We start from the raw sequence: 20932 nt of genomic DNA on the forward strand, positions 1-20932 counted from the left end.
CTTTATTACTCCACAATGTACCGGCCGCGTTCGGCAACGGCAGATTTCACTAAATCAATGAATGCATCAATTGACATAGTACCTAAATTTTTTCCTGAGCGTGTACGCACATTTACGGTGCCCTCTTCAACTTCTCGATCACCGAGAACCAAAAGATAAGGAATACGCTCTAGGGTACGCTCACGAATCTTAAATCCGATTTTTTCATTTCTCAAGTCAGAAATAGCACGAAGACCACTTTCTTTGAGTTTTGCAACCACTTGCTCACACGCATCTGCTTGTGAATCGGTAATATTCATCACACAAGCTTGAATTGGTGCAAGCCAAGGTGGCATGAAACCAGCGTAATGTTCAATTAGTATACCAATAAAACGCTCAAAACTGCCAAGAATTGCACGATGCAACATAACTGGTTGATCACGCTCATTGTCTTCAGTCACGTACGAAGCATCTAAACGGATTGGCAAGTTGAAGTCACACTGGATTGTACCGCACTGCCATACACGACCTAAGCAGTCTTTCAATGAAAATTCAATCTTCGGACCATAGAATGCACCTTCACCAGGTTGTAGATCCCATGCTAAGCCTGCATCATTTAAAGCATCAGCCAAAGATTTTTCAGCAATATCCCAAAGTGCATCGTCACCCACACGCTTTTCAGGACGTGTTGAAAGCTTCATTTGTACTTCTTCAAAGCCGAAGTCTTTATAAACATCTAAAGTCAGTTTAATAAAGTCTGCAACTTCTTGACCAATTTGTTCTTTGGTACAGAAGATATGCGCATCATCTTGAGTAAAGCCACGTACACGCATGATACCGTGTAAAGAACCTGATGGTTCATTACGGTGACAAGAACCGAACTCCGCTAAACGGATTGGTAAATCACGGTAAGATTTTAATCCTTGGTTGAACACTTGCACGTGACAAGGGCAGTTCATTGGCTTTACTGCATAATTACGACTTTCTGAGTGAGTCGTAAACATGTTTTCAGCATAGTTTGCCGCATGTCCTGATTTTTCCCAAAGCGTAAAGTCTACGATCTGTGGTGTCTTAATTTCTTGGTAACCATTGTCCTGCTGAACTTTACGCATGTATTGTTCAAGCACTTGGTAAATCGTCCAACCATTGGCATGCCAGAACACCATACCTGGCGCTTCTTCTTGCATGTGGAATAAGTCTAAAGCTTTACCAATTTTACGATGGTCACGTTTTTCAGCTTCTTCAATACGTTTGATATACGCAGCCAACTGTTTCTTGTCTGCCCAAGCTGTACCATAAATACGCTGTAACTGCTCATTCTTGGCATCACCACGCCAGTAAGCACCAGAGATTTTAGTGAGCTTGAATGATTTTAAGAATTTAGTATTCGGTACGTGCGGACCACGGCACATATCCAAATAATCTTGATGGTAGTACAAGCCCATTTGAGTTTCTTCTGGCATGTCTGCAATCAAGCGTAATTTATATTCTTCGCCACGTGCTGTGAATTCTGCAATCACTTCATCACGCGGTGTCATCTTTTTAATAACGTCATAATCTTGATCGATGAGCTTTTTCATACGCTCTTCAATCGCAGCCATATCATCCAAAGTAAATGGACGTGGCATCCAGATGTCGTAATAGAAACCTTCTTCGATCACTGGACCGATTACCATTTTCGCTTCAGGGAACAATTGCTTAACCGCATGTCCGACTAAGTGCGCACATGAGTGACGAATGATTTCTAAACCTTCTTCATCTTTCGGGGTAATAATCTGAACTGTTGCATCTTCTGTGATTAAATCACAAGCATCCACCAAACGATCATTGATACGACCAGCAACGGTATTTTTCGCTAGGCCCGGACCAATGCTCTGAGCAAGTTCCATCACGGAAATCGGTTGATCAAATTGCTTTTGATCACCATTTGGTAAAGTAATGATTGGCATAATAAAATCCTTAAGGAGTGATGCCCCGCACAATGGAGCATATCACCGCGAGATTATGTATTGAGGCGGACCTCAAAAAATAAAAAACGGCGGATAAAAAAGTACCCGAGATTTTACACAGGTTTAGACAAGGAAGAAACCTTTGATTGGAGAAAAACCCAAGTCAAAAATATATCTCAGACTAAAGCCTTAGTGATTTCGTGTCAGCAGCGTACTATGGTGATATAGATATATGGGGACTGCGGTCATTTTTAACACCCCAGCAAATTTCCTCATAAAATAAACATGGAGCAATACACATGGTTAGTGCATACGACGAATTACCCAAAAACCCAGCGAACTTTGTTGCGTTATCACCATTACGCTATTTAGAGCGTGCAGCTTATATTTACCCGAATCAGGCCGCAATTATTCATGGTAAACGTCAGATTACATGGCAACAAAGCTATCAACGCTGTCGTCAATTTGCACACCAACTGACACGTTTAGGTATCCAAAAGAACGATACCGTTTCTGTACTTTTACCAAATGTTCCAGCGATGATTGAAGCCCATTTTGCCGTTCCCATGGCAGGTGCCGTTCTAAATACGCTAAATACGCGCTTAGATGCCAAAACCATTGCCTTTATGCTAGAACATGCTGAAGCAAAAGTGCTTTTAGTTGACCCAGAGTTTAAAGCGATTGCAGAAGAAGCACTCACATATATTCATCAAGATATGATTGTAATTGACGTTTTTGATAATGAGTATGAAGGTGAACAACTGCCCCTTGGTCAATATGAATATGAGTCTTGGATAGCTCAAGGCGATCCTGAGTTTGAATGGTTACTTCCACAAGATGAATGGGATGCGATCAGCCTGAATTACACCTCGGGAACAACAGGAAATCCAAAAGGTGTGGTTTATCATCATCGTGGTGCTTACCTCAATGCAGCAAGTAATATTTTGGCATGTGGCATGAAACCTCGTGCTGTGTATCTTTGGACCTTACCCCTGTTTCATTGCAATGGCTGGTGTTTTGCATGGTCTATTGCCGCCAGTGGCGGAACCAATATTTGTTTACGTCGCGTCGATCCAACACTAATCTTTCAATATATTGCCGAACACAAAGTAGATTATTTCTGTGGCGCACCGATTGTTTTATCGATGCTGATCAATACGCCTCAGGAACAAAGAACCGCATTTGACCATCATGTGGAGGTGATGGTTGCTGGTGCTGCACCGCCAGTTGCGATTATTGAAGGGATGCGTAATATCGGCATCAATGTCAATCACGTCTATGGTTTAACCGAAACCTACGGTCCTTCAGCGCTATGTGCCTCACAAGCAGGTTGGAGTGAGTTATCTATCCAAGAACAAGCTCAATTGCATTCACGTCAAGGCGTTCCATACCCTCTACAAGACAGTATGCGAGTACTTGATCCTGAAACCATGCAACCTGTGCCAAATGATGGCGAAACCATGGGCGAAATCATGTTCCGTGGCAATATCGTCATGAAAGGCTATCTCAAAAACCCACAGGCCACTGAAGAAGCATTTCAAGGGGGTTGGTTCCATACCGGGGATTTAGCCGTATGCCATCCCGATGGCTATGCCAAAATCACGGACCGCTCCAAAGACATTATTATTTCAGGTGGGGAAAATATTTCTTCATTAGAAGTCGAAGATGTTTTGTATCGACACCCAGCAGTCATGACTGCAGCCGTAGTCGCAAAGCCTGATCCACGTTGGCAAGAGGTGCCTTGTGCTTTTATTGAATTAAAACAAGGTAGCACAACTTCACCAGAAGAAATTATTCTGCACTGTCAAAAAGAACTTGCACGCTTTAAAGTTCCTAAAGACGTGGTAATTACTGAGATCCCTAAAACATCAACTGGGAAATTACAAAAATTTATTTTAAGAGAATGGGCAAAAGAACGAGCTACAAGTGAGTTTGGAAATTAATTGCCTAAATGCAAAAGAAGTTTCCTTAGAAACTTCTTTTTTTCAAGTTAACCTTGATCAGATAACAGCGCGACTTGTTGTACGTAGTTTACAAACTTACGTTTAGAAGCTTCGAGCTCTTCCTCACTCACCTGTTGTTTGATGTCACGATGAATACGAAGAACATGCTGACGTAAAGTATGGCGTTCTGATGCATTAAATACTTTGCTGAATTCATTAATGATCGGATCACCTTGCTCAATCATACGATCAACCCAACGCATCAATTGCATTTGTTTCTTTGCACCTTGTTGCGGTGTGAGATAAGACAAAATTATGCTTTCATCTTCATTACGCAACAATTTGCCAATTCGCTGAAACTGACGACGACGTGCTTCAAATGAACTAATTTTTTGAACTTCAAGCAACGCATCTATCAGACGTTCATCCACAGGAAGTTTTTGAATTTGTTTTACATTCAATTGAGCCAATTGCTCACCTAAAGCAGCCATACGTTGTACAGCTTTCTTTTGCTCTGTTCTACTCGCACGCCCTTCTAATGACTCAAAATCTTCATCGGTATAACGTTGGGTACCACGTGCCACTATTACTCTGCCTCATAAAATTTTGCTGCGAACAGCGTTTGAATTTCTTCCAGTGCTTTGTCTTCATCAGCACCATCAATCACTAACCTTAATGTCGTGCCCTTACCCGCACCCAACATCAACAATGACATAATATTTTTTGCATCTACCAGCTTATCACCCTTACCAATTTGAATAGAAGAGCGAAATTTGGTCGTCACCTCAATCAGTTTACCTGATGCGCGTGCATGTAAGCCAAGTTTATTAATTACATCAATTGTTGTGTCTATCATGACCAGTGCTTCATTTCTCTATGTAAGATTTGGACAGCCCATTTTGCCTCAAGGGCTTGCTTGAGTCTATCCACGATATAAACTGAACGATGTTGTCCACCCGTGCAACCCACAGAAATGGTCATATAATGGCGATGCCCCTCTGCAAAAGCAGGTAGCCACTTTTCCAAGAAAGCATAAATATCAGCAAACATTTCATTGGTTTGCTGACTGCTCTCTAAAAATCGACGTACAGGTTCATCTAAACCAGATAAACGACGTAAATCTAAATCCCAATGTGGGTTAGGCAAATGACGGACATCAAATACATAATCAGCATCTAAAGGGATGCCATGCTTATAACCAAACGATTGTAAAATAACAATTAAGTTATCAGACTGCCCTAGTTTGGACAGTAAAATATGTTTTAAATCATGAACACTTTTATCTGTCGTATCAATATGCACTGTAGAGCGAAATTGTATCGGAATCAGCAGTTGCTTTTCTTCTTGTATACACTGCAATAAACTATTAAAACGGCTCGCTAAAGGATGCGGGCGTCTAGATGCACTAAAACGAGCAATCAAATCTTGATCTTGGGTAGTCAAATAAATGACATCAACTGAACCATGTCTTTTTAATTGCTCAAACACATGATCAAACTCTTGCATATCAGCACGTGTGCTTCGAATATCAACACCTAACGCCAATTGCTCCAGATTATTTTCATGATCAAGTTTCGCCACTATTTCAGGCAACAGTGCCAAAGGTAAGTTATCTATACAATAGTAGCCTAAATCTTCAAGCACTTGTAACGCTGAAGATTTTCCTGAACCAGATTGTCCTGTGACGATAAGAATACGCTTCATGGCATGTTGCCCTTTTTATTCTGAAGTTCTAAGTTTTAAAATTTACTTGTAAATTATCGATTAAACGCGTCGTACCTAATTTTGCCGCAACGAATAAAACCAAATCTTGATCAAATTGCGTAATCGGCTGTAAATTGGTTTGACGAGCTTCCACATAATCCACAACAAAACCTGCTTGTGTCAATTCAGTTGAGATATTTGCTAACACTTGCTCCAACACTTGACCATCATGCAATTGCTGTTCCGCTTTCTTTAACAACTGGTAAATTTTAGGGGCAATTTCACGTTGCTCTTGAGATAAATAACCATTGCGAGAACTTAAAGCCAAGCCATCCTCAGCACGCACGATGGGCACACCAATCACTTCCAAAGGCATATTTAAATCTTGTACCAACTGACGAATCACCGCGAGTTGCTGATAATCCTTTTGACCAAAGAAAGCATAGTCCGGCTGTACCATATTAAATAATTTGGTAACAACAACCGCCACGCCATCAAAATGACCAGGGCGAGACTTTCCACACAAATCATCGGTAATTTGCCCAACACTAATATTGGTCAAGCGTGGTTGTGTTCCATACATTTGCTCAACAGAAGGCGCAAAAATAATATCGCAACCCACATCCGCCAACAAACGACTATCTTGCTCTAAAGTACGTGGATAGTTATCAAAATCTTCACCCGCACCGAATTGAATTGGGTTGACAAAGATGCTCACCACAACCACATCACAAATCTTTTTAGCAGCACGAACCAAGGTCAAATGACCTTCATGCAAATTTCCCATCGTCGGGACAAAACCAATCATTTTTTTGTTGCTGCGTGCTGTTGCAAGTGACGCAGTTAAGCCTTGTATCGTTGTTTCAGTTTTCATGAATTAAAGCTCAACTTGGAAAGTATGTTCTTTAGCTGGGAAAGATTGGTCTTGAACAGCAGCATGATAGGCTTTAAATGCATCTAAAATTGCTGTTTCACCCGCCTGTTCTTTCATAAAATTACGGACAAAACGTGCAACTCGACCAAAAGTAAGCCCCAACATGTCTTGTGCAACCAATACCTGCCCATCTGTTTCATTACCTGCACCGATTCCAATCACAGGCGTATTTGGAAATAACTCAGCGATCTCTTTACCCAACTGAGCAGGAACGCATTCTAGCAGTAATACTGACGCACCTGCGTCAACCACAGCTTGACAATCTGCAATTAATTGATCGGCCGCTTCGCGTGTTCTTGCCTGCAATTTATAACCGCCAAACACATGTACTGATTGCGGCGTCAAACCTAAATGGACACAGACGGGAATACCATTGCGAGTCAACACTGTAACTAACTCACTGAGCCAAGCACCACCTTCAATTTTGACCATTTGAGCACCAACTTGCATCACGGCTTTAGCACTTTTTAAGCCATCTTCAAGTGTTGCATAACTCATAAATGGCAAATCAGTCATGATTAAGGCATGTGTATTTCCACGGCGGACTGCCGCAGTATGATAAGCCATATCTTCAACTGTAACAGGAAGCGTTGAATCTCTTCCTTGAATCGCCATCCCCAGAGAATCACCGATTAAAATCGTATCAATTTGAGCCAATTCCATTGCTTTCGCCATACTTGCATCATAGCAAGTCAGGCAAGAAAACTTGCGTCCGTCAGCTTTAAACTTTCTTAAGTCACTTAGACTAATCATGATGATGTCCTCTACAGGCGTTTTCAGAACGAAACAATCTTAAGCAGCCGCCCAAGATTGATCGGCTATTACAGTCAAGTTTGCTTGCTGTACCAGTTCTAAGTCTTTTAATGAATGACCATTTAATTGTAAATGAGCATCTAAATCTAATAAGGGAAGAATTACAAAATCACGTTGTAAAATACCAATATGGGGCACAGTTAAACGTTCATTTTGAATTTGTTCTTGACCATAGATTAACAGATCAAGATCTAGGGTTCGCTCTCCCCAACGTCGCAAACGAACACGCCCCGCATCTTGTTCTAACTGTTGCAATTGGTCTAACAAGTCAAGTGGTGTCAATGTCGTGTCCAGTTGAACAACAGCATTTAAATAATGTGGTTGATCTTGAGGTCCCATCGGTGGACTTTGGTAAAGACGAGAAACCTGAACTTCACCCAACATTGATAATTTCGCAACAGCTTCACGAAGAATTTGTTGCGAATCACCTAAGTTACTACCTAAACCGATATAAGTACGAATCGTCATTGAGTCGGTCCAAAAACGACTTGCTTTAAATCACGTTGCACACGTTTTCGCTTTAAAATTGGATGATCTGAATTGATTTGACCTGTATCTGCCGCCTTTTCAAGAAAACGATTTGCTGAATCACCAGCCCGCACACGCTCTTTTTTCGCACGACGATTTCTTGGTTCTGGAACATCAACCAATGGTTCAATTTCAGTATGCTTCAACTCTTCGGTGTCAGCAGCTTTACGTCGGGTCTTCGTACGTTGACGGTTATACTGACGAATAGCGGCTTCTTTTTGGTCAGTGGTCATTTCTTGGTAATTTTCCCACCAAACGCCCATACCTTCAGTGCTGGCATCACCTGATTTCTCACGTAGCAACAAGAAATCGAATCCTGCACGGAAACGCGCATGCCCAGCTAATGCTTCTATTTGTTGAGGTTTTGGATTGAGCAATCGACTTTGCATTTCCCAAACTTCACGAATAAAAGTTTCAGCAAAACGAGGAATAATCGTACGAGTTGCTTGACGCTTAAGCACATCAAGGCCTGCTTGAGCACGCGCTTCAGCTGGAACGACGCCTTTATTGAGATAAAAATCACAGCGCTCTAAAAAGGGTTTCCATAACAAGACCGCATAGAAAAAAGCAGGATTGATGGTTTTACCGATTTGAATTCGCTGATCAGTATTCTTGGCTGCACGCTCGATAAATGAGGTGATGTTTGGCGGAATTTCAGCAAACAATTGTTTCCAAACACCAAACTCAATCAACATCGGCAAAACCTGAGTGAGATGCCCCATAGTAAAGAGCTTTTGTGACTCATCATAAAGTCGATGTGGTGAAACATCACGCAATAATTGCGTCATCTCAACATCAAAAACGTCAAGAATGGATTGATCGATTTGAAAGTTCAGTTTCGCCGCAAAACGCAATGCACGCAACATGCGTACAGGATCTTCCTCAAAACGCTGAGCTGGCTCACCCAAAAACCGTAAAGTACGGGTTTTGATATCTTCAACACCTTGGCAGAAGTCCAGCACAACTCCCTTACGAGGTTGATAATAAAGCGTATTGATCGAAAAATCTCGACGAGCAAAATCCTGCTCAATTGTTCCCCAATTATTATCACGAAGAATCATACCAGAAGCACTGGTGACTGCTTTTTTCGGAGGGGCACGGAAGGTCGCGACTTCGATCAGTTCACGACCAGAATACACATGAGCTAACTCAAAACGTCGCCCAATAATACGACAACGCCGCCCAAACACTTCTTTTACTTGGGCTGGAGTAGCATTGGTTACCGCGTCAAAATCCTTTGGATTAAGACCTAACATCATATCGCGAACACCACCACCTACAATATATGCCTCATAACCTGCTTTAGTCAGACTATCGATCACATCTAATATTGAGGAAGGGAGTTGAGTTGTGGACAAACCACATTTTGACGCACGCAAAGTTTGCAAAAGACACTGTCTCCTACGTCAGGACGTAAATAACAATTTGTCGCTAATCATAGCTCTAACACACACAAAGGGCAATTTATTCTGCTGAAGTTTCAAGATATCGGTACGCATTTTTTTACCACCAACACTTTAACCAACCTATAAAATAAGTCTCGACCTATTCTTTTCAAGCAGTTTCGGCCCAATTCCTTTGACATTCATGAGTTCATCTAATGCTTTAAATGCACCATGTTTTTGTCGATATTCAATAATCGCTTGGGCTTTTTTCTCACCTACACCACTTAAACTTTGCAACTGCTGTAAGTTCGCTTGATTTAAGCTAATTTTATCGCCTGAAATATTTACAGAAGATGAAACAGGTTTCACATTTTGTTGCTGGGTCGGTCTAGATAAATAATATTGGTCATCTTGTCTAGCCAATTGCTGATCATGTTTTTGTTGCTGTGCTTTCCACTGTATATAAGACTGATCAAATTGTTTTGCATTCAGGTGAGAGATAACCCCGAACCCTAGAATAATCAATAATAAAAAATTAATTTTGCTGCGTAACTGCGGCAATTTCATCAGAGCTCCCCTCAAATTTTAAATGTCTTTTTGCTTGCTCCCATAGCTGGTCCATTTCCGCCAAACTCATTTCTTGCAAGTCTTTCTGTTGTCGATGTGCTTGTTGTTCGATATAGGCAAAGCGACTTCTAAATTTATGAATTGTCGCCAGTAATGCCGTTTCACTCGACAGCCCAAGTTTACGACCTACATTGATCAAAGAAAATAGACAATCTCCAAATTCTTCTTGTATTTCATCGGTTTTTCCCGTTTTAAGCGCTTGTTGTAATTCTGCTAGCTCTTCGTCTAATTTTCCGTAAGCATCCTCTACCGTTTCAAAATCAAAACCAAGTTGTGCTGCTTTTTTTTGGATTTCATCCGCTTGAACTAAAGCAGGTGCATGCTTCACCTCATCTAATCGAGATCTTGGCTTACCCTGTTTCTCTTGCTGCTTAATTTGTTTCCATAGCTCGCTTACCTGTTCAGGGTTCAAGTTCTGAAACTTTTCAGCTTGAAATACATGCGGATGACGTCGAATCAGTTTCTCACTAATTGCATCAACCACATCATGAAAATCAAAAGCCCCTTGCTCACTGAACATTTGTGATTGAAAAACCACTTGCAACAATAGATCTCCAAGCTCTTGACGAATTTCATCCAAATCACCAACACGAATCGCAGCTTCGACTTCATAAGCCTCTTCAATCGCATAACGCGTTAAGCTCTCAGGTGTTTGTTGTTGATCCCATGGACATTTTTGTCTTAGCTCACGCATGATTTCTAATAGCTTTTCCATGATTATCTCCTCACCCCTTACGCTGTTGCAGTTTTAACCAGCTTCTGTCTAATATACGCTGGTCCGAAAAGTATCAATATAAAGTAAGGAAAAGCAATGCAACATAGTGTTTTTATTAGTGGTGCAGCTCAAGGCATAGGTGCCGAAATTGCCCGTCTGTTTCATCAAAAAGGCTATAAAGTAGGCATCTACGATATCAACTTAGAACAAGCGCAAGCTTTAGCTACGGAACTGGGTGCAAATACGAAAGCGGGTTATTTAGATGTTAGCGATTATCCACAATGGCAAATCGCATTACAGGAATTTCAAAACTGGGCAGGCGAACTCAATATTCTAATTAACAATGCTGGAATCTTATATTCTGGTGCTTTTGAAAATACAACCATCCCCTCTCATCACCGCACAATTGATATCAATGTAAAAGGTGTTCTTAATGGTTGCCATGCAGCTTTAAATTATTTACAAAAAGCGAGTTTTGCTCGGGTCATCAACCTCTCTTCTGCTTCAGCTATTTATGGACAAGCCGATCTAGCCTCATACTCTGCCAGTAAATTTGCCGTGCGTGGTTTAACTGAAGCTCTAGATGTGGAATGGCAAAAATATAATATTCGTGTGCTCGATGTTATGCCATTATTTGTGCAAACCAGTATGGTAAAAAATATGGATGCTGGGAGTATTCAAAATATTGGTGTGGATTTAACTCCAGCAGATGTTGCACAACAGGTTTTCGCTTTAACACAACAAAAAAATCACTTCCTTATTCCTACCCACACTCCTATTGGCATTAAAACCAAACTGATGTATCAATTATCACGTATTAGCCCACAGTTTTTAAACCGAATCACCAATATATTATTATCCAAGCAAGCATAAAAAAAGAAAAGTGCTTTATATTTTAAACAATATAAAGCCTAACAACCCTACATATTAATTCACTTTTCACACAAATATAAAAATCATTAAAAATAAAACCATCACATTAATCAATAAAAATTAAAAATAGCGCACAAAACAGTAAAACTGAAAGTAAAAAAATATTATAAATCATTAAATTAAATAAAAAATAAGATTACAAATAAAACCTGATCAAATACCACAAAAACAATAGACAGACAAGTCTTTAAAATATTTAAAAAAAATAGTGACTTTAAAATTTATTTTAAATAGAATCCGCCTGCTACAAAAATAGCAACTTAATCTAAAATCTTTTAAAGTGTTTATAATATGAAAAAATTATTAGTTTTAACTGCTGCTGCAACGTTTTCTTTCTCTACTTTTGCAGCGACCGAGGGTAAACCATTTTCAACTGCTGAATTAAAGGCAATGGATTGCGCAACACTTTCTGTTGAGCAATCAAATGCAAAACGTGAGTTAGCAAGCGCAGAGAAAAATATTGCGAATATTAATGCAAATGCTCAATCACCAAACAAGGCAGTAAGCAAATGGGCTGGTCTTGCAAGTGGCGCATTAACTGCTTTCGGTGGCAACTCTGAAAAAACTGCCAAAGCCAGTCAAATTGCAAATAATCTTGCGGGCGAAGAAGATACATCTGACGTAAATAATTTGACTGTTCAAGAGTCAATTAAAGCGAAAGCCCAAGCAAATATTGAAAATATTGCAACATTCCAAAAAAGCAAAAAATGCAAAATCTAAAAATCACAATCAAACCCATTTTGATTTTATGATGATGCCGTGTGCTTAAAATAATAAAACCCGCCTATTGAACGATCCCCCATGAAAGCAGTCAGTTCAAAAAAGCGGGTTTTATTCTAAATATAATTAACTACCTTGTACTAAACGTCTCGCACTAATGATGCCGGGTTGTTGCTCTAAACGAGCCAACAAACGAGAGAGCTGTGCTAAACCTTTCACTTCAATCAGCAACTTCATATTAGCAATCCCATCCGCCTCAGAAATCGTATTGACCTGACGAATATTGATTTGATCAGAGAAAATCACTTGAGTGAGATCTTTGAGTAAACCACGGCGATCATAGGCCTCAACCACAATCTGAACGCTTTGTCCGCGTGTTGGTTGCATTTCCCAATCGGCTTCAACTGCACGCTCTGGTTCATGTGTCGTCATACGCACATAATCTGGACATGCGACTTTATGGATGCTCACCCCTCGATTTAAAGTGATATAACCACCAATCGATTCACCATGCACGGGCTGACAACACTGTGCTATATGCAATTCCACATTGTCCAAACCATCAATCAAGATACCATGTGCCGATAATGTATGGCTTGCACGTGGATTTAATGCTGGTTTTAACACCAGCTCTGGTTCATCTTGATCTAAATGCATTTGACGATTTACTTGGTTCATCAATGCATGCAGACTAATGTCACCACTCACCAATGCCACCAAAATATCATCACCTGACTTCAGGTTAAAATGAGATGAGTAATCGTTTAAATCAATACTTTTTGGATGAATAGCCAGACGAGCGAGCTCTTTATTGAGCAACTCACGTCCCACTTCGACGTTCTTGCTGCGATCTTGCTGTCTAAACCAATGACGCAATTTATCTCGCGCACGAGCTGTTTTGATATAACCTAAAGAGTTAACCAACCAATCTCGATTTGGCTCACGGTCTTTTTTGGTTAAGATCTCAACTTGCTCACCTGTTTTTAAAGTATAAGTCAGTGGCACATAACGCTGGTTTACACGTGCTGCATAGCATTTGTTTCCAACTTCAGTATGGACGTGATAAGCAAAGTCAAGCACAGTCGAGCCGCGCGGTAACTCTTTAATGTCCCCATCACGACTAAACACATAAATCTTTTCAAAATTTTCAAAATCTTGAATTTGATCGATACCATTCGACTCATCATCTTCAGCATGCGGTGTCGTTTCCGTTCGCTCCTGATAATGCTCAAGTACAGCGCGAAGTGAATGCAATCGATCATTAAAAGAATGATCCGTATTTTTCGCACCTTCTTTGTAGTTGAAATGAGAACAAACTCCCAATTCAGCTTCTTCATGCATCTCAAAAGTACGAATTTGAACTTCGAGTGATTTATTTTCAGCAATCACTGCCGTATGCAAAGACCGATAGCCATTGGCTTTCGGGTTAGTCACATAATCATCAAACTGGTTGGGAATGTGTCGCCATAACTGATGTACGATCCCTAAAGCATGGTAACAATCTGGTACCGTTTTTAATAACACCCGCACTGCACGAATATCGTAAAGCTGGTCAAAGCTAAGATTTTTGCTTTTCATTTTTCGATAAATCGAATAAATGTGCTTCACTCGCCCCGTGATTTCAGCATGAATATCATAAGCATCCAGTTCGGTTTTAAGCTTATCAATCACAAACTGAATATACTGTTCACGCTCTAAACGTTTTTCATTGAGCAAAGAAGCAATTTCTTTGTATCGTTCTGGCGCTAAATAGCGAAAAGCGAGATCTTCTAGTTCCCATTTTAGTTGGGCGATTCCTAAACGATGTGCAAGTGGAGAATAAATCGTTAAAATTTCACGTGCAACACGTTCTTGACGCTCTTTGCTTGCAGTTGCCAACTCACGTAAAGCATAAGTTCGCTCTGCCAGTTTAATCAGCACCACACGTACATCTTCTGTCACAGAAATCAGCATTTTATAAATGCCGTTTAGATGTTCACGTTGATTATTATTAAAATGATCTTCTAGACGCTTATTTTTTTCAATCAGCTCCGATAGCTTACCCATTGCAAGCGTGCCTTTTACTAGGCCCAGAACTTGCTCGCCAAACTCACGCTGAATATCCTCTAAGGTGATCAGTCCTTCACGTACACTTCGATATAATACTGCCGCTGACAACGTATCTTCATCTACATGTAAATGCGCCAAAATATCCGCCATACCAATACCGATACTGAAGGTGTTGGTATGATGATTAACCGTGCTTTCAAACTCTTTTTGTAAGGTAAGCTCTGCAACCCGTTGTAGCTGCTTCAGCTCAGCCCCATCCAAGATATCACGCACTCGATCTAGCCAAGATACTAGACTACTTTGCGCTTCAGCGGCATGTTCTACAGTCGCTTCCTCAGACAACTCATGGAGTCGTCCAGGTAACTGTTCACGTACTGTGACCATACCATTCTCCTCTGGATATGTAACTCATGTTCTAATCGTTTATCTCTTAAATTTTATCAGACTCATTTTTTTCAAATAAGGCAATAGATTCAACATGTTCAGTATGGGTAAACATATCCATTACCGCAGCTTTTTTAAGCTGATAACCATGTTGTGCCAGTACACCTGCATCCCTTGCCAGTGTTGAAGGATTACATGAAACATAAACGATTCTATTTGCTCCGAAGCTCGGTACATATTGCATCACCTCAAAAGCACCCGATCGCGGAGGATCAATTAATAATGCATCAAATCCTTGTTTCGCCCAAGGATGATGTGAAAAGTCTTTTGTTAAATCTTGTGAAAAAAAGATAGCTTGGTTCAACGAATTTGCTTTCGCATTTTCAGTTGCACGCAATACCATTTCATCACTTGCCTCAACACCTATCACCTGACCAGTATCTCCTACACATCGTGCTAAAGGTAGAGAAAAGTTGCCTAATCCACAAAATAGATCAAGCACACGTTCCCCTTCCTTTAACTGTAGCAATTCACATGCCAACTGAATCATTCGTGCATTTACCGCACTATTCACTTGGGTAAAATCCAATGGTGAAAATGCAAAACGAATATCGAAATCATCTAAATGATAGTGTAACCGCATTGGTGCTTGCACATCGTCGACCCGATGTAAACTATCAGCGCCTCTGGGTTGTAAATACAACTGCCACTGTCTTTGTAACGCAAATTGACGCAAATGGTTGACATCCGACACATTTAATTCTTCCAAGTGGCGAATTAATAACGCAACTTCGTGATCCCCCATCGCCAATTCAACATGACCAATGTGTGCTTTGGCCATCAAGCCTTCAAGACACTTTCTCAACTCAGGTATCGCATCAGATAAAGTCTGATCCAATACCTTGCACTGGTGAATGGTGGTTAAATGATTACTGTGATGCTCTCTAAACCCCATGACCAAACGATCTTGTCGCGGAATATACCGCACACCAATTCGGGCACGACGACGGTAATCTATTTTGCTAGAACGAATTGGTGTTAACCATTGTTCAGGTTGTAGACCAGCAAAATGCTGTAAATGCGATTGCAATACATTTTGCTTCAACAAAATTTGTTCGTCAGGATGAATATGTTGCAAGCTACAGCCACCACATATCCCAAAATGCGGGCAAATTGGTTCTACCCGCCCAGTAGCGGCCTCACCTTCTAGTTTCAGCATTTCTGCTTCTTCTAGACGCGTGGTTTGGTGGGTAATTTTCGCTTGAACCGTTTCACCCACCAAGGCATTGCGAATAAAAACTTTCTTACCCTGTTTTTCTTTAGGATGGTCAGGGTGAGTTCCATAGTGCGCAATACCACGACCTTCATGCGAAAAAGCTTCCACTTTGAAGGTATAAATTGGCTGATGTGCCGGGCGCTGTTTCGCTTTATGTTTCAAAAGATGAACCTAATTTTTGGGCGCAAACGTCGGTGCGGTAAATACAGTATATTGCGATGTTTGGCGCCATACTTGTAAAAAATCTGATTGTTGCGTTTGCGTTTGTAAATAATCAATGGTTGACTGAATAAACTGCTGATGATCTAGTTGATTTAACTGACCTTTTAGTAAAAGCCAACGCAAATAAACCAACCAAGTATTCAGTACATCACCCTCACAATAACTGGTTAGTTTTAACCAATTATTGTTACGTACATATTCTGGCACACGATAACCAGACTCACCACGCTTTCCAGGAAAACCGAGCAAGCAAGCAATATCATCTAATTTCTGGAAATTTCGACCATTAAACATGGCCATCACATCCATCAAGTCGACATGTCGATGATGATATCGGTTTTGATAGTTATTAAACCGCTTCTGATTGTCGATTTCGCCTTGATCAAACAAACTTGGGGCAGATAGTCCGTGATACATCGCTCGAAATAAAATGACAGGCAAATCAAACTGAGAACCGTTCCAACTCACAAGAGTTGGCTGTTTTTTATCAAAAATCGATAAGAATTTTGCCAGCATCTCAGCTTCAGTATTTTGCTCTTGGCTAAATGAAAATAAACGAAAGCCTTTTTCATCGATCCACAAACCAGAAATGCATACAATTTCGTGCAAAGGTAACCGTTGAAAATCCATCCCTGATTCTTGACGGCGAATCTTGGTCAAGGCCTGCTCGACATCAGACTCAGGTAAATCAAGATGATATAAATGAGCGCCAGCTTTTAAATCAGTGAGCGTTTCAATATCAAACACTAAAATCGGAAAACGTAAGCTCATTTTCAAAACTTCCTCAGAGAACTGAAGAATTCTCTCTTTTTAATAGAGAGCTTGGGCGTAATTTTATTCATCATCTTTTACTGAGAATAAACCCGTTGATAAATAACGATCTCCACGATCACAAATAATGCAGACAATCACAGCATCTGGATTTTCTTCAGCAATTTTAATAGATGCCCAGACCGCACCACCAGACGATGTCCCTGCACTAATCCCTTCGCTACGAGCCAGTTTACGCATGGTACGCTCTGCTTCAATTTGTGGAATATCAATAATACGATCGACTCGACTACGATCAAAAATCGTTGGTAAATATGCCTCTGGCCAACGACGAATCCCTGCAATACTTGAACCATCTGAAGGCTGTAAGCCCACAATTTGAATCTCAGGATTTTGTTCTTTTAAATATTTAGACACCCCCATGATGGTGCCCGTGGTTCCCATTGAGCTGACAAAATGGGTAATTTTCCCGCCCGTTTGTTTCCAAATCTCAGGCCCCGTAGTCAGATAATGTGCTTCCACATTATCTGGATTACCAAACTGATTTAAAACATAACCCTGACCGTCAGCCTGCATTTGCAAAGCCAAATCTCGAGCTCCTTCCATGCCTTGTTGCTGAGTAACTTCGATTAACTCTGCACCATAAGCTGACATAGCATCTTTACGCTCTTGGCTCATGTTATTCGGCATGATCAGTTTCATTTTATAACCACGCATGGCTGAAACCATCGCCAAAGCAATTCCTGTATTACCGCTGGTTGCTTCAATCAAGGTATCACCCGGTTTAATTTGACCGCGTTTTTCTGCCTGAATAATCATGTTATAGGCAGGTCGATCTTTCACAGAACCTGCTGGGTTATTGCCTTCTAATTTTGCTAATACCGTGGCTTGAGTATGACTTGCTAAACGCTGTAAACGCACCAATGGTGTTTTACCCACATATTCATCTAGTAAAAATTCATCTGCTAAAAAATCTGGTTGCGTATTGGTCATGATCGACACCGATATCAAGGTGGCGTCTATTGTATGAAAAAAAACACAAGACTGCATCTTTTCCCACTGCTTTTTATAGTGAGATAAATGCTAGCCTGTTTAAAGCATGCTAAGATATTTTGCAGAATGATAAGTCTGACCCAACTATGTCAAATTTCAATAAAACTCTTTCTAAACGTTTACGGCTCAATCATGCCTATGGACAGCTGATCGCGCTGATTCTGGTTCCGATTGCGATTTTGACAGGCGTAGGCATTTTGTGGGTTTTATCTGAAACAACCAATGCCGCGAAACAACAGCAAAATGCAGAAGCATCTGCGATTTTGGCGCGTTATCATCAAACAGCAAATGAACTACTTCACTTGGTCGAAGAACAACCCGATCAATATGACCGTGCGCAAAACCTGTTTCAAAAAATGTTTGATGAAAAAAACCTACAACGTGCGGTTTTAATTGACAATAAAGGACAGACTTATTTAACCATTGGTTATCAGAATAATCGTTACTGGCCTAACTTTCCGAAAAACAGTGATTTTTTTGGCCCTATTTCCCACAATCACAATAGTATTTATGGCTCTAAGCTGGATAGTGAAAATCCAAATTCTGTTTGGTTGATGATTGAATTAAATAATCATCCACTCGAACTTGCGCGTTATAAAATCTTATTATCACTCGTCGCAACCGGATTGATCACCTTATTAATACTGTTATTTTGTCTAAATGTTTTTTCTCGTCGCTGGCTAGCGCCGCTATACGAAATTCGTATGCAAATGCAGCGCCTAAATGCAGACACTTTAGATCAACATATTGTGGTTAATAGCACAGGTGAATTGCGCTTACTGCAACGTGATATCGCCAATGTCGTCAAACGACTTCATTTTAGTTTTTTAGAGCTTAAAGAACATACTGAACAGACTGAAGAAGATCTACGTCGTACATTGGATACTTTAGAAGTTCAGAATATTACTTATCGCCAAGCACGCGACCAAGCCATTTCATCTAACCAATCTAAATCCGTTTTCTTGGCAAATATCAGCCATGAATTACGCACACCGCTCAACAGTATCGATGGTTTTATCCATTTATTATTACGCCAACAAAATTTAAGTAACGAACAGAACCTCTACCTGCAAACGATTCGGAAATCTTCTGCTCATTTATTGGCGTTAATTAATGATGTACTCGATTTTTCTAAAATTGATGCCGGTAAACTTGAGCTCGAGACCGCACCCTTTGATCTCGAAGAAGCCATTTTCGATGTGATGGATATGTTGTCACCTTTGGCAGCACAAAAACACATTAATATGGCATTCTACTATGCAGAAAATATCCCGCAGCACGTGGTGGGTGATGCATTACGCTTTAAACAAATCCTGACCAATCTGATTTCCAACGCAATCAAGTTCACTCCTGACGGTGAGATTATTGTGCGTGTTCGTATGGAAGATGATGACATTGGTCAGTGTTTATTGCATTTCAGCGTACAAGATAGTGGAATTGGCTTAAGTGGTACCGATCGCAAGAAATTATTTGAATCTTTCTCACAAGGCGATGCCTCTGTTACGCGTCAATTTGGTGGCACTGGACTTGGTTTAGCGATCTCCAAACAATTAGTACATCTAATGCGTGGTCAAATCGGCTTTGAAGACAACCAAGAACGTGCGCCTACCGAAAAAGGTTCGACTTTCTGGTTCACCGCAGCATTTAAAGTTGAAGAAGAAGATGCTTTCGTTGAACATCCTCGTTTTGATCATCTACAAGTGGTATCTTATTTAGCGCATCCAGCGACGGCAAGCGTACTGCGCCTCTATCTTGAAAATTATCATGTGGCGCATATTGAGACACAGTCAATTTTAGATTTATTCAGTCGCCTCAACCATTTGAATCAGCAAGAAAATACATGGTTGATTGTAGATCACAGTGGCGATACAGAAGCTTTATTGAAAGAGATTCGCCAACGTTATCATGGCAATTTAGCGGTTTATGGTTATCAAATGAGCCTTGATCCAAACATGCTCAATGAATATCGTGCTCGCCCAATCTATCAACCATTAAGCCGTCGCGAGCTTATTCAGCTCTTAGCAAATCAGCCAATTTTCGAACAAGAGCCTGAAGACTTCAATGGTCAAGGGTTGCATGTCTTAGCTGTCGATGATCATTTACCAAATTTGATTGTCTTAGAAGCATTACTAGGCGAACTCAATGTAACCACCACCAAAGCATTGAGCGGGCAAAAAGCGATTGATCTGATTCAAGAGCGAATTGAACAGAAGTCTCCCCCATTTGATCTAGTATTTATGGATATTCAAATGCCTGTGATGTCAGGCATTGATACCACGCGGGCCATTCGCTCACTCGAATCAACGCTGGATACGGGCATGCAACTTCCAATCATTGCCTTAACTGCACACGCCTTGGCAGATGAGAAACAAAAGTTGCTTAAAGTCGGCATGAATGATTATGTGACCAAACCAATTCAAATGGAACAAATCATTCAGATCCTCACCCAATGGACCAAGAATAATTTTAGTTCACAGCCAACCACCACCGAAACAAAACGCCCAATCGAGTCAATTGATCCTCAAATCTTAAATTGGCAACAAAGTATTCAACTCGCTGCTAACAAAGAAGATTTAGCGCAAGATTTATTAGGTATGTTAGTGGATAGTTTTGATACCGAGCTAAATGAAATGCAACAGCTGATTGAGGTCGAGGATTTCCCTCAACTTGAGCATGTTTTACATCGTCTCTATGGCGCGACGCGTTATGTAGGCACGCCAACCTTGCAAAGAATTGCAGGTGAGTTTGAACAATTTGTTTCTACCTTACGCAAAGAACGACGCAAGGCAGATGATGTGTTTATTCGGGAAACCAATCATCGCTTTAATGAGCTTAATGCCGCTATTGAACAAGTTAGGCAAGCAGCAAATCTCGTCTTGAACGGACACGACAACTAAGATGACTGTCGTGTCATGTTTCATGACAAAAACTCATGCTATGCTGCCAA

18 protein-coding genes are annotated in these 20932 nt (G+C 40.6%); 4 read left to right on the forward strand and 14 right to left on the reverse strand.

From position 1 onward, the window contains the following. Positions 1-5: 5 nt before the first annotated feature. Complete coding sequence (gene thrS, locus AAC851_RS06195) at positions 6-1928, reverse strand: threonine--tRNA ligase (RefSeq protein ID WP_005085301.1); 1923 nt, start codon at positions 1926-1928, stop codon at positions 6-8. A gap of 299 nt (positions 1929-2227) precedes the next feature. Here thrS and AAC851_RS06200 point away from each other — a divergent pair, with 299 nt between their 5' ends. Then, on the forward strand, positions 2228-3871 hold the full coding sequence (locus AAC851_RS06200) for an acyl-CoA synthetase (RefSeq protein ID WP_005085303.1): 1644 nt from the start codon (positions 2228-2230) through the stop codon (positions 3869-3871). A 47-nt stretch (positions 3872-3918) separates the two neighbouring features. On the opposite strand, the gene yjgA is transcribed toward AAC851_RS06200, so the two are convergent. The 9 genes from yjgA to mazG all read right to left on the reverse strand — a co-directional run bounded on the left by yjgA (position 3919) and on the right by mazG (position 10577). Next, positions 3919-4455, reverse strand: a complete 537-nt coding sequence (gene yjgA, locus AAC851_RS06205; protein WP_004637958.1) for a ribosome biogenesis factor YjgA — start codon at positions 4453-4455, stop codon at positions 3919-3921. A 2-nt stretch (positions 4456-4457) separates the two neighbouring features. Beyond that, positions 4458-4727, reverse strand: a complete 270-nt coding sequence (locus AAC851_RS06210) for an HPr family phosphocarrier protein (RefSeq protein WP_004637957.1) — start codon at positions 4725-4727, stop codon at positions 4458-4460. After that, the gene (gene rapZ, locus AAC851_RS06215) at positions 4724-5575 is read right to left on the reverse strand and encodes an RNase adapter RapZ (RefSeq protein WP_004637956.1); all 852 of its coding nucleotides are present in this window, start codon (positions 5573-5575) and stop codon (positions 4724-4726) included. The genes AAC851_RS06210 and rapZ overlap by 4 nt, the downstream gene beginning before the upstream one ends. Positions 5576-5603: 28 nt before the next feature. Then, entirely contained in the window at positions 5604-6449 is an 846-nt protein-coding gene (panC, locus tag AAC851_RS06220; RefSeq protein WP_004637955.1) for a pantoate--beta-alanine ligase, read from the reverse strand. A gap of 3 nt (positions 6450-6452) precedes the next feature. Beyond that, positions 6453-7262, reverse strand: coding sequence for a 3-methyl-2-oxobutanoate hydroxymethyltransferase (panB, locus tag AAC851_RS06225; RefSeq protein WP_004637954.1), 810 nt, complete (start codon positions 7260-7262; stop codon positions 6453-6455). 39 nt (positions 7263-7301) lie between these two features. Continuing rightward, entirely contained in the window at positions 7302-7790 is a 489-nt protein-coding gene (gene folK / locus AAC851_RS06230) for a 2-amino-4-hydroxy-6-hydroxymethyldihydropteridine diphosphokinase (protein ID WP_004637953.1), read from the reverse strand. Continuing rightward, positions 7787-9238 carry a polynucleotide adenylyltransferase PcnB gene (gene pcnB / locus AAC851_RS06235; RefSeq protein ID WP_004637952.1) on the reverse strand — a complete coding sequence of 484 codons (1452 nt, stop codon included), beginning with the start codon at positions 9236-9238 and terminating at the stop codon, positions 7787-7789. Before pcnB ends, folK begins: the two co-directional genes overlap by 4 nt. Positions 9239-9376: 138 nt before the next feature. Continuing rightward, positions 9377-9802, reverse strand: a complete 426-nt coding sequence (locus AAC851_RS06240) for a ComEA family DNA-binding protein (protein ID WP_004637951.1) — start codon at positions 9800-9802, stop codon at positions 9377-9379. Continuing rightward, complete coding sequence (mazG, locus tag AAC851_RS06245; RefSeq protein WP_004637950.1) at positions 9771-10577, reverse strand: nucleoside triphosphate pyrophosphohydrolase; 807 nt, start codon at positions 10575-10577, stop codon at positions 9771-9773. The genes AAC851_RS06240 and mazG overlap by 32 nt, the downstream gene beginning before the upstream one ends. Before the next feature lie 96 nt (positions 10578-10673). Between mazG and AAC851_RS06250 the strand changes: the two genes are divergently transcribed. Both AAC851_RS06250 and AAC851_RS06255 read left to right on the forward strand, forming a co-directional pair. Continuing rightward, positions 10674-11450, forward strand: a complete 777-nt coding sequence (locus tag AAC851_RS06250; RefSeq protein WP_005085306.1) for an SDR family oxidoreductase — start codon at positions 10674-10676, stop codon at positions 11448-11450. Between the two features lie 351 nt (positions 11451-11801). Further along, on the forward strand, positions 11802-12230 hold the full coding sequence (locus AAC851_RS06255) for a hypothetical protein (RefSeq protein WP_005085309.1): 429 nt from the start codon (positions 11802-11804) through the stop codon (positions 12228-12230). A gap of 126 nt (positions 12231-12356) precedes the next feature. Here AAC851_RS06255 and AAC851_RS06260 read toward each other — a convergent pair whose 3' ends face one another. The 4 genes from AAC851_RS06260 to cysM all read right to left on the reverse strand — a co-directional run bounded on the left by AAC851_RS06260 (position 12357) and on the right by cysM (position 17925). Next, the gene (locus AAC851_RS06260) at positions 12357-14663 is read right to left on the reverse strand and encodes a RelA/SpoT family protein (RefSeq protein WP_004637947.1); all 2307 of its coding nucleotides are present in this window, start codon (positions 14661-14663) and stop codon (positions 12357-12359) included. Positions 14664-14709: 46 nt separating this feature from the next. Then, complete coding sequence (rlmD, locus tag AAC851_RS06265) at positions 14710-16101, reverse strand: 23S rRNA (uracil(1939)-C(5))-methyltransferase RlmD (RefSeq protein ID WP_005085311.1); 1392 nt, start codon at positions 16099-16101, stop codon at positions 14710-14712. Between the two features lie 9 nt (positions 16102-16110). After that, complete coding sequence (locus AAC851_RS06270) at positions 16111-16932, reverse strand: 3'-5' exonuclease (protein ID WP_004637945.1); 822 nt, start codon at positions 16930-16932, stop codon at positions 16111-16113. Between the two features lie 63 nt (positions 16933-16995). Continuing rightward, the gene (gene cysM, locus AAC851_RS06275; protein ID WP_005085313.1) at positions 16996-17925 is read right to left on the reverse strand and encodes a cysteine synthase CysM; all 930 of its coding nucleotides are present in this window, start codon (positions 17923-17925) and stop codon (positions 16996-16998) included. Positions 17926-18071: 146 nt separating this feature from the next. Between cysM and AAC851_RS06280 the strand changes: the two genes are divergently transcribed. Then, the gene (locus AAC851_RS06280; protein ID WP_005085315.1) at positions 18072-20882 is read left to right on the forward strand and encodes a GacS-like sensor histidine kinase; all 2811 of its coding nucleotides are present in this window, start codon (positions 18072-18074) and stop codon (positions 20880-20882) included. The last annotated feature ends 50 nt before the right edge of the window (positions 20883-20932 follow it).

It is taken from the genome of Acinetobacter sp. HZNU-JH01 (assembly GCF_037996845.1).
In the GTDB taxonomy this organism is placed as follows: domain Bacteria; phylum Pseudomonadota; class Gammaproteobacteria; order Pseudomonadales; family Moraxellaceae; genus Acinetobacter; species Acinetobacter haemolyticus.

Coding starts and splice junctions, on each gene's coding strand:
- rapZ (WP_004637956.1), bottom strand. CDS start 5,575: ATGAAGCGTATTCTTATCGTCACAGGACAATCTGGTTCAGGAAAATCT.
- AAC851_RS06280 (WP_005085315.1), top strand. CDS start 18,072: ATGTCAAATTTCAATAAAACTCTTTCTAAACGTTTACGGCTCAATCAT.
- AAC851_RS06240 (WP_004637951.1), bottom strand. CDS start 9,802: ATGAAATTGCCGCAGTTACGCAGCAAAATTAATTTTTTATTATTGATT.
- AAC851_RS06200 (WP_005085303.1), top strand. CDS start 2,228: ATGGTTAGTGCATACGACGAATTACCCAAAAACCCAGCGAACTTTGTT.
- AAC851_RS06255 (WP_005085309.1), top strand. CDS start 11,802: ATGAAAAAATTATTAGTTTTAACTGCTGCTGCAACGTTTTCTTTCTCT.
- panC (WP_004637955.1), bottom strand. CDS start 6,449: ATGAAAACTGAAACAACGATACAAGGCTTAACTGCGTCACTTGCAACA.
- AAC851_RS06250 (WP_005085306.1), top strand. CDS start 10,674: ATGCAACATAGTGTTTTTATTAGTGGTGCAGCTCAAGGCATAGGTGCC.
- AAC851_RS06210 (WP_004637957.1), bottom strand. CDS start 4,727: ATGATAGACACAACAATTGATGTAATTAATAAACTTGGCTTACATGCA.
- panB (WP_004637954.1), bottom strand. CDS start 7,262: ATGATTAGTCTAAGTGACTTAAGAAAGTTTAAAGCTGACGGACGCAAG.
- cysM (WP_005085313.1), bottom strand. CDS start 17,925: ATGACCAATACGCAACCAGATTTTTTAGCAGATGAATTTTTACTAGAT.
- mazG (WP_004637950.1), bottom strand. CDS start 10,577: ATGGAAAAGCTATTAGAAATCATGCGTGAGCTAAGACAAAAATGTCCA.
- folK (WP_004637953.1), bottom strand. CDS start 7,790: ATGACGATTCGTACTTATATCGGTTTAGGTAGTAACTTAGGTGATTCG.
- AAC851_RS06260 (WP_004637947.1), bottom strand. CDS start 14,663: ATGGTCACAGTACGTGAACAGTTACCTGGACGACTCCATGAGTTGTCT.
- AAC851_RS06270 (WP_004637945.1), bottom strand. CDS start 16,932: ATGAGCTTACGTTTTCCGATTTTAGTGTTTGATATTGAAACGCTCACT.
- thrS (WP_005085301.1), bottom strand. CDS start 1,928: ATGCCAATCATTACTTTACCAAATGGTGATCAAAAGCAATTTGATCAA.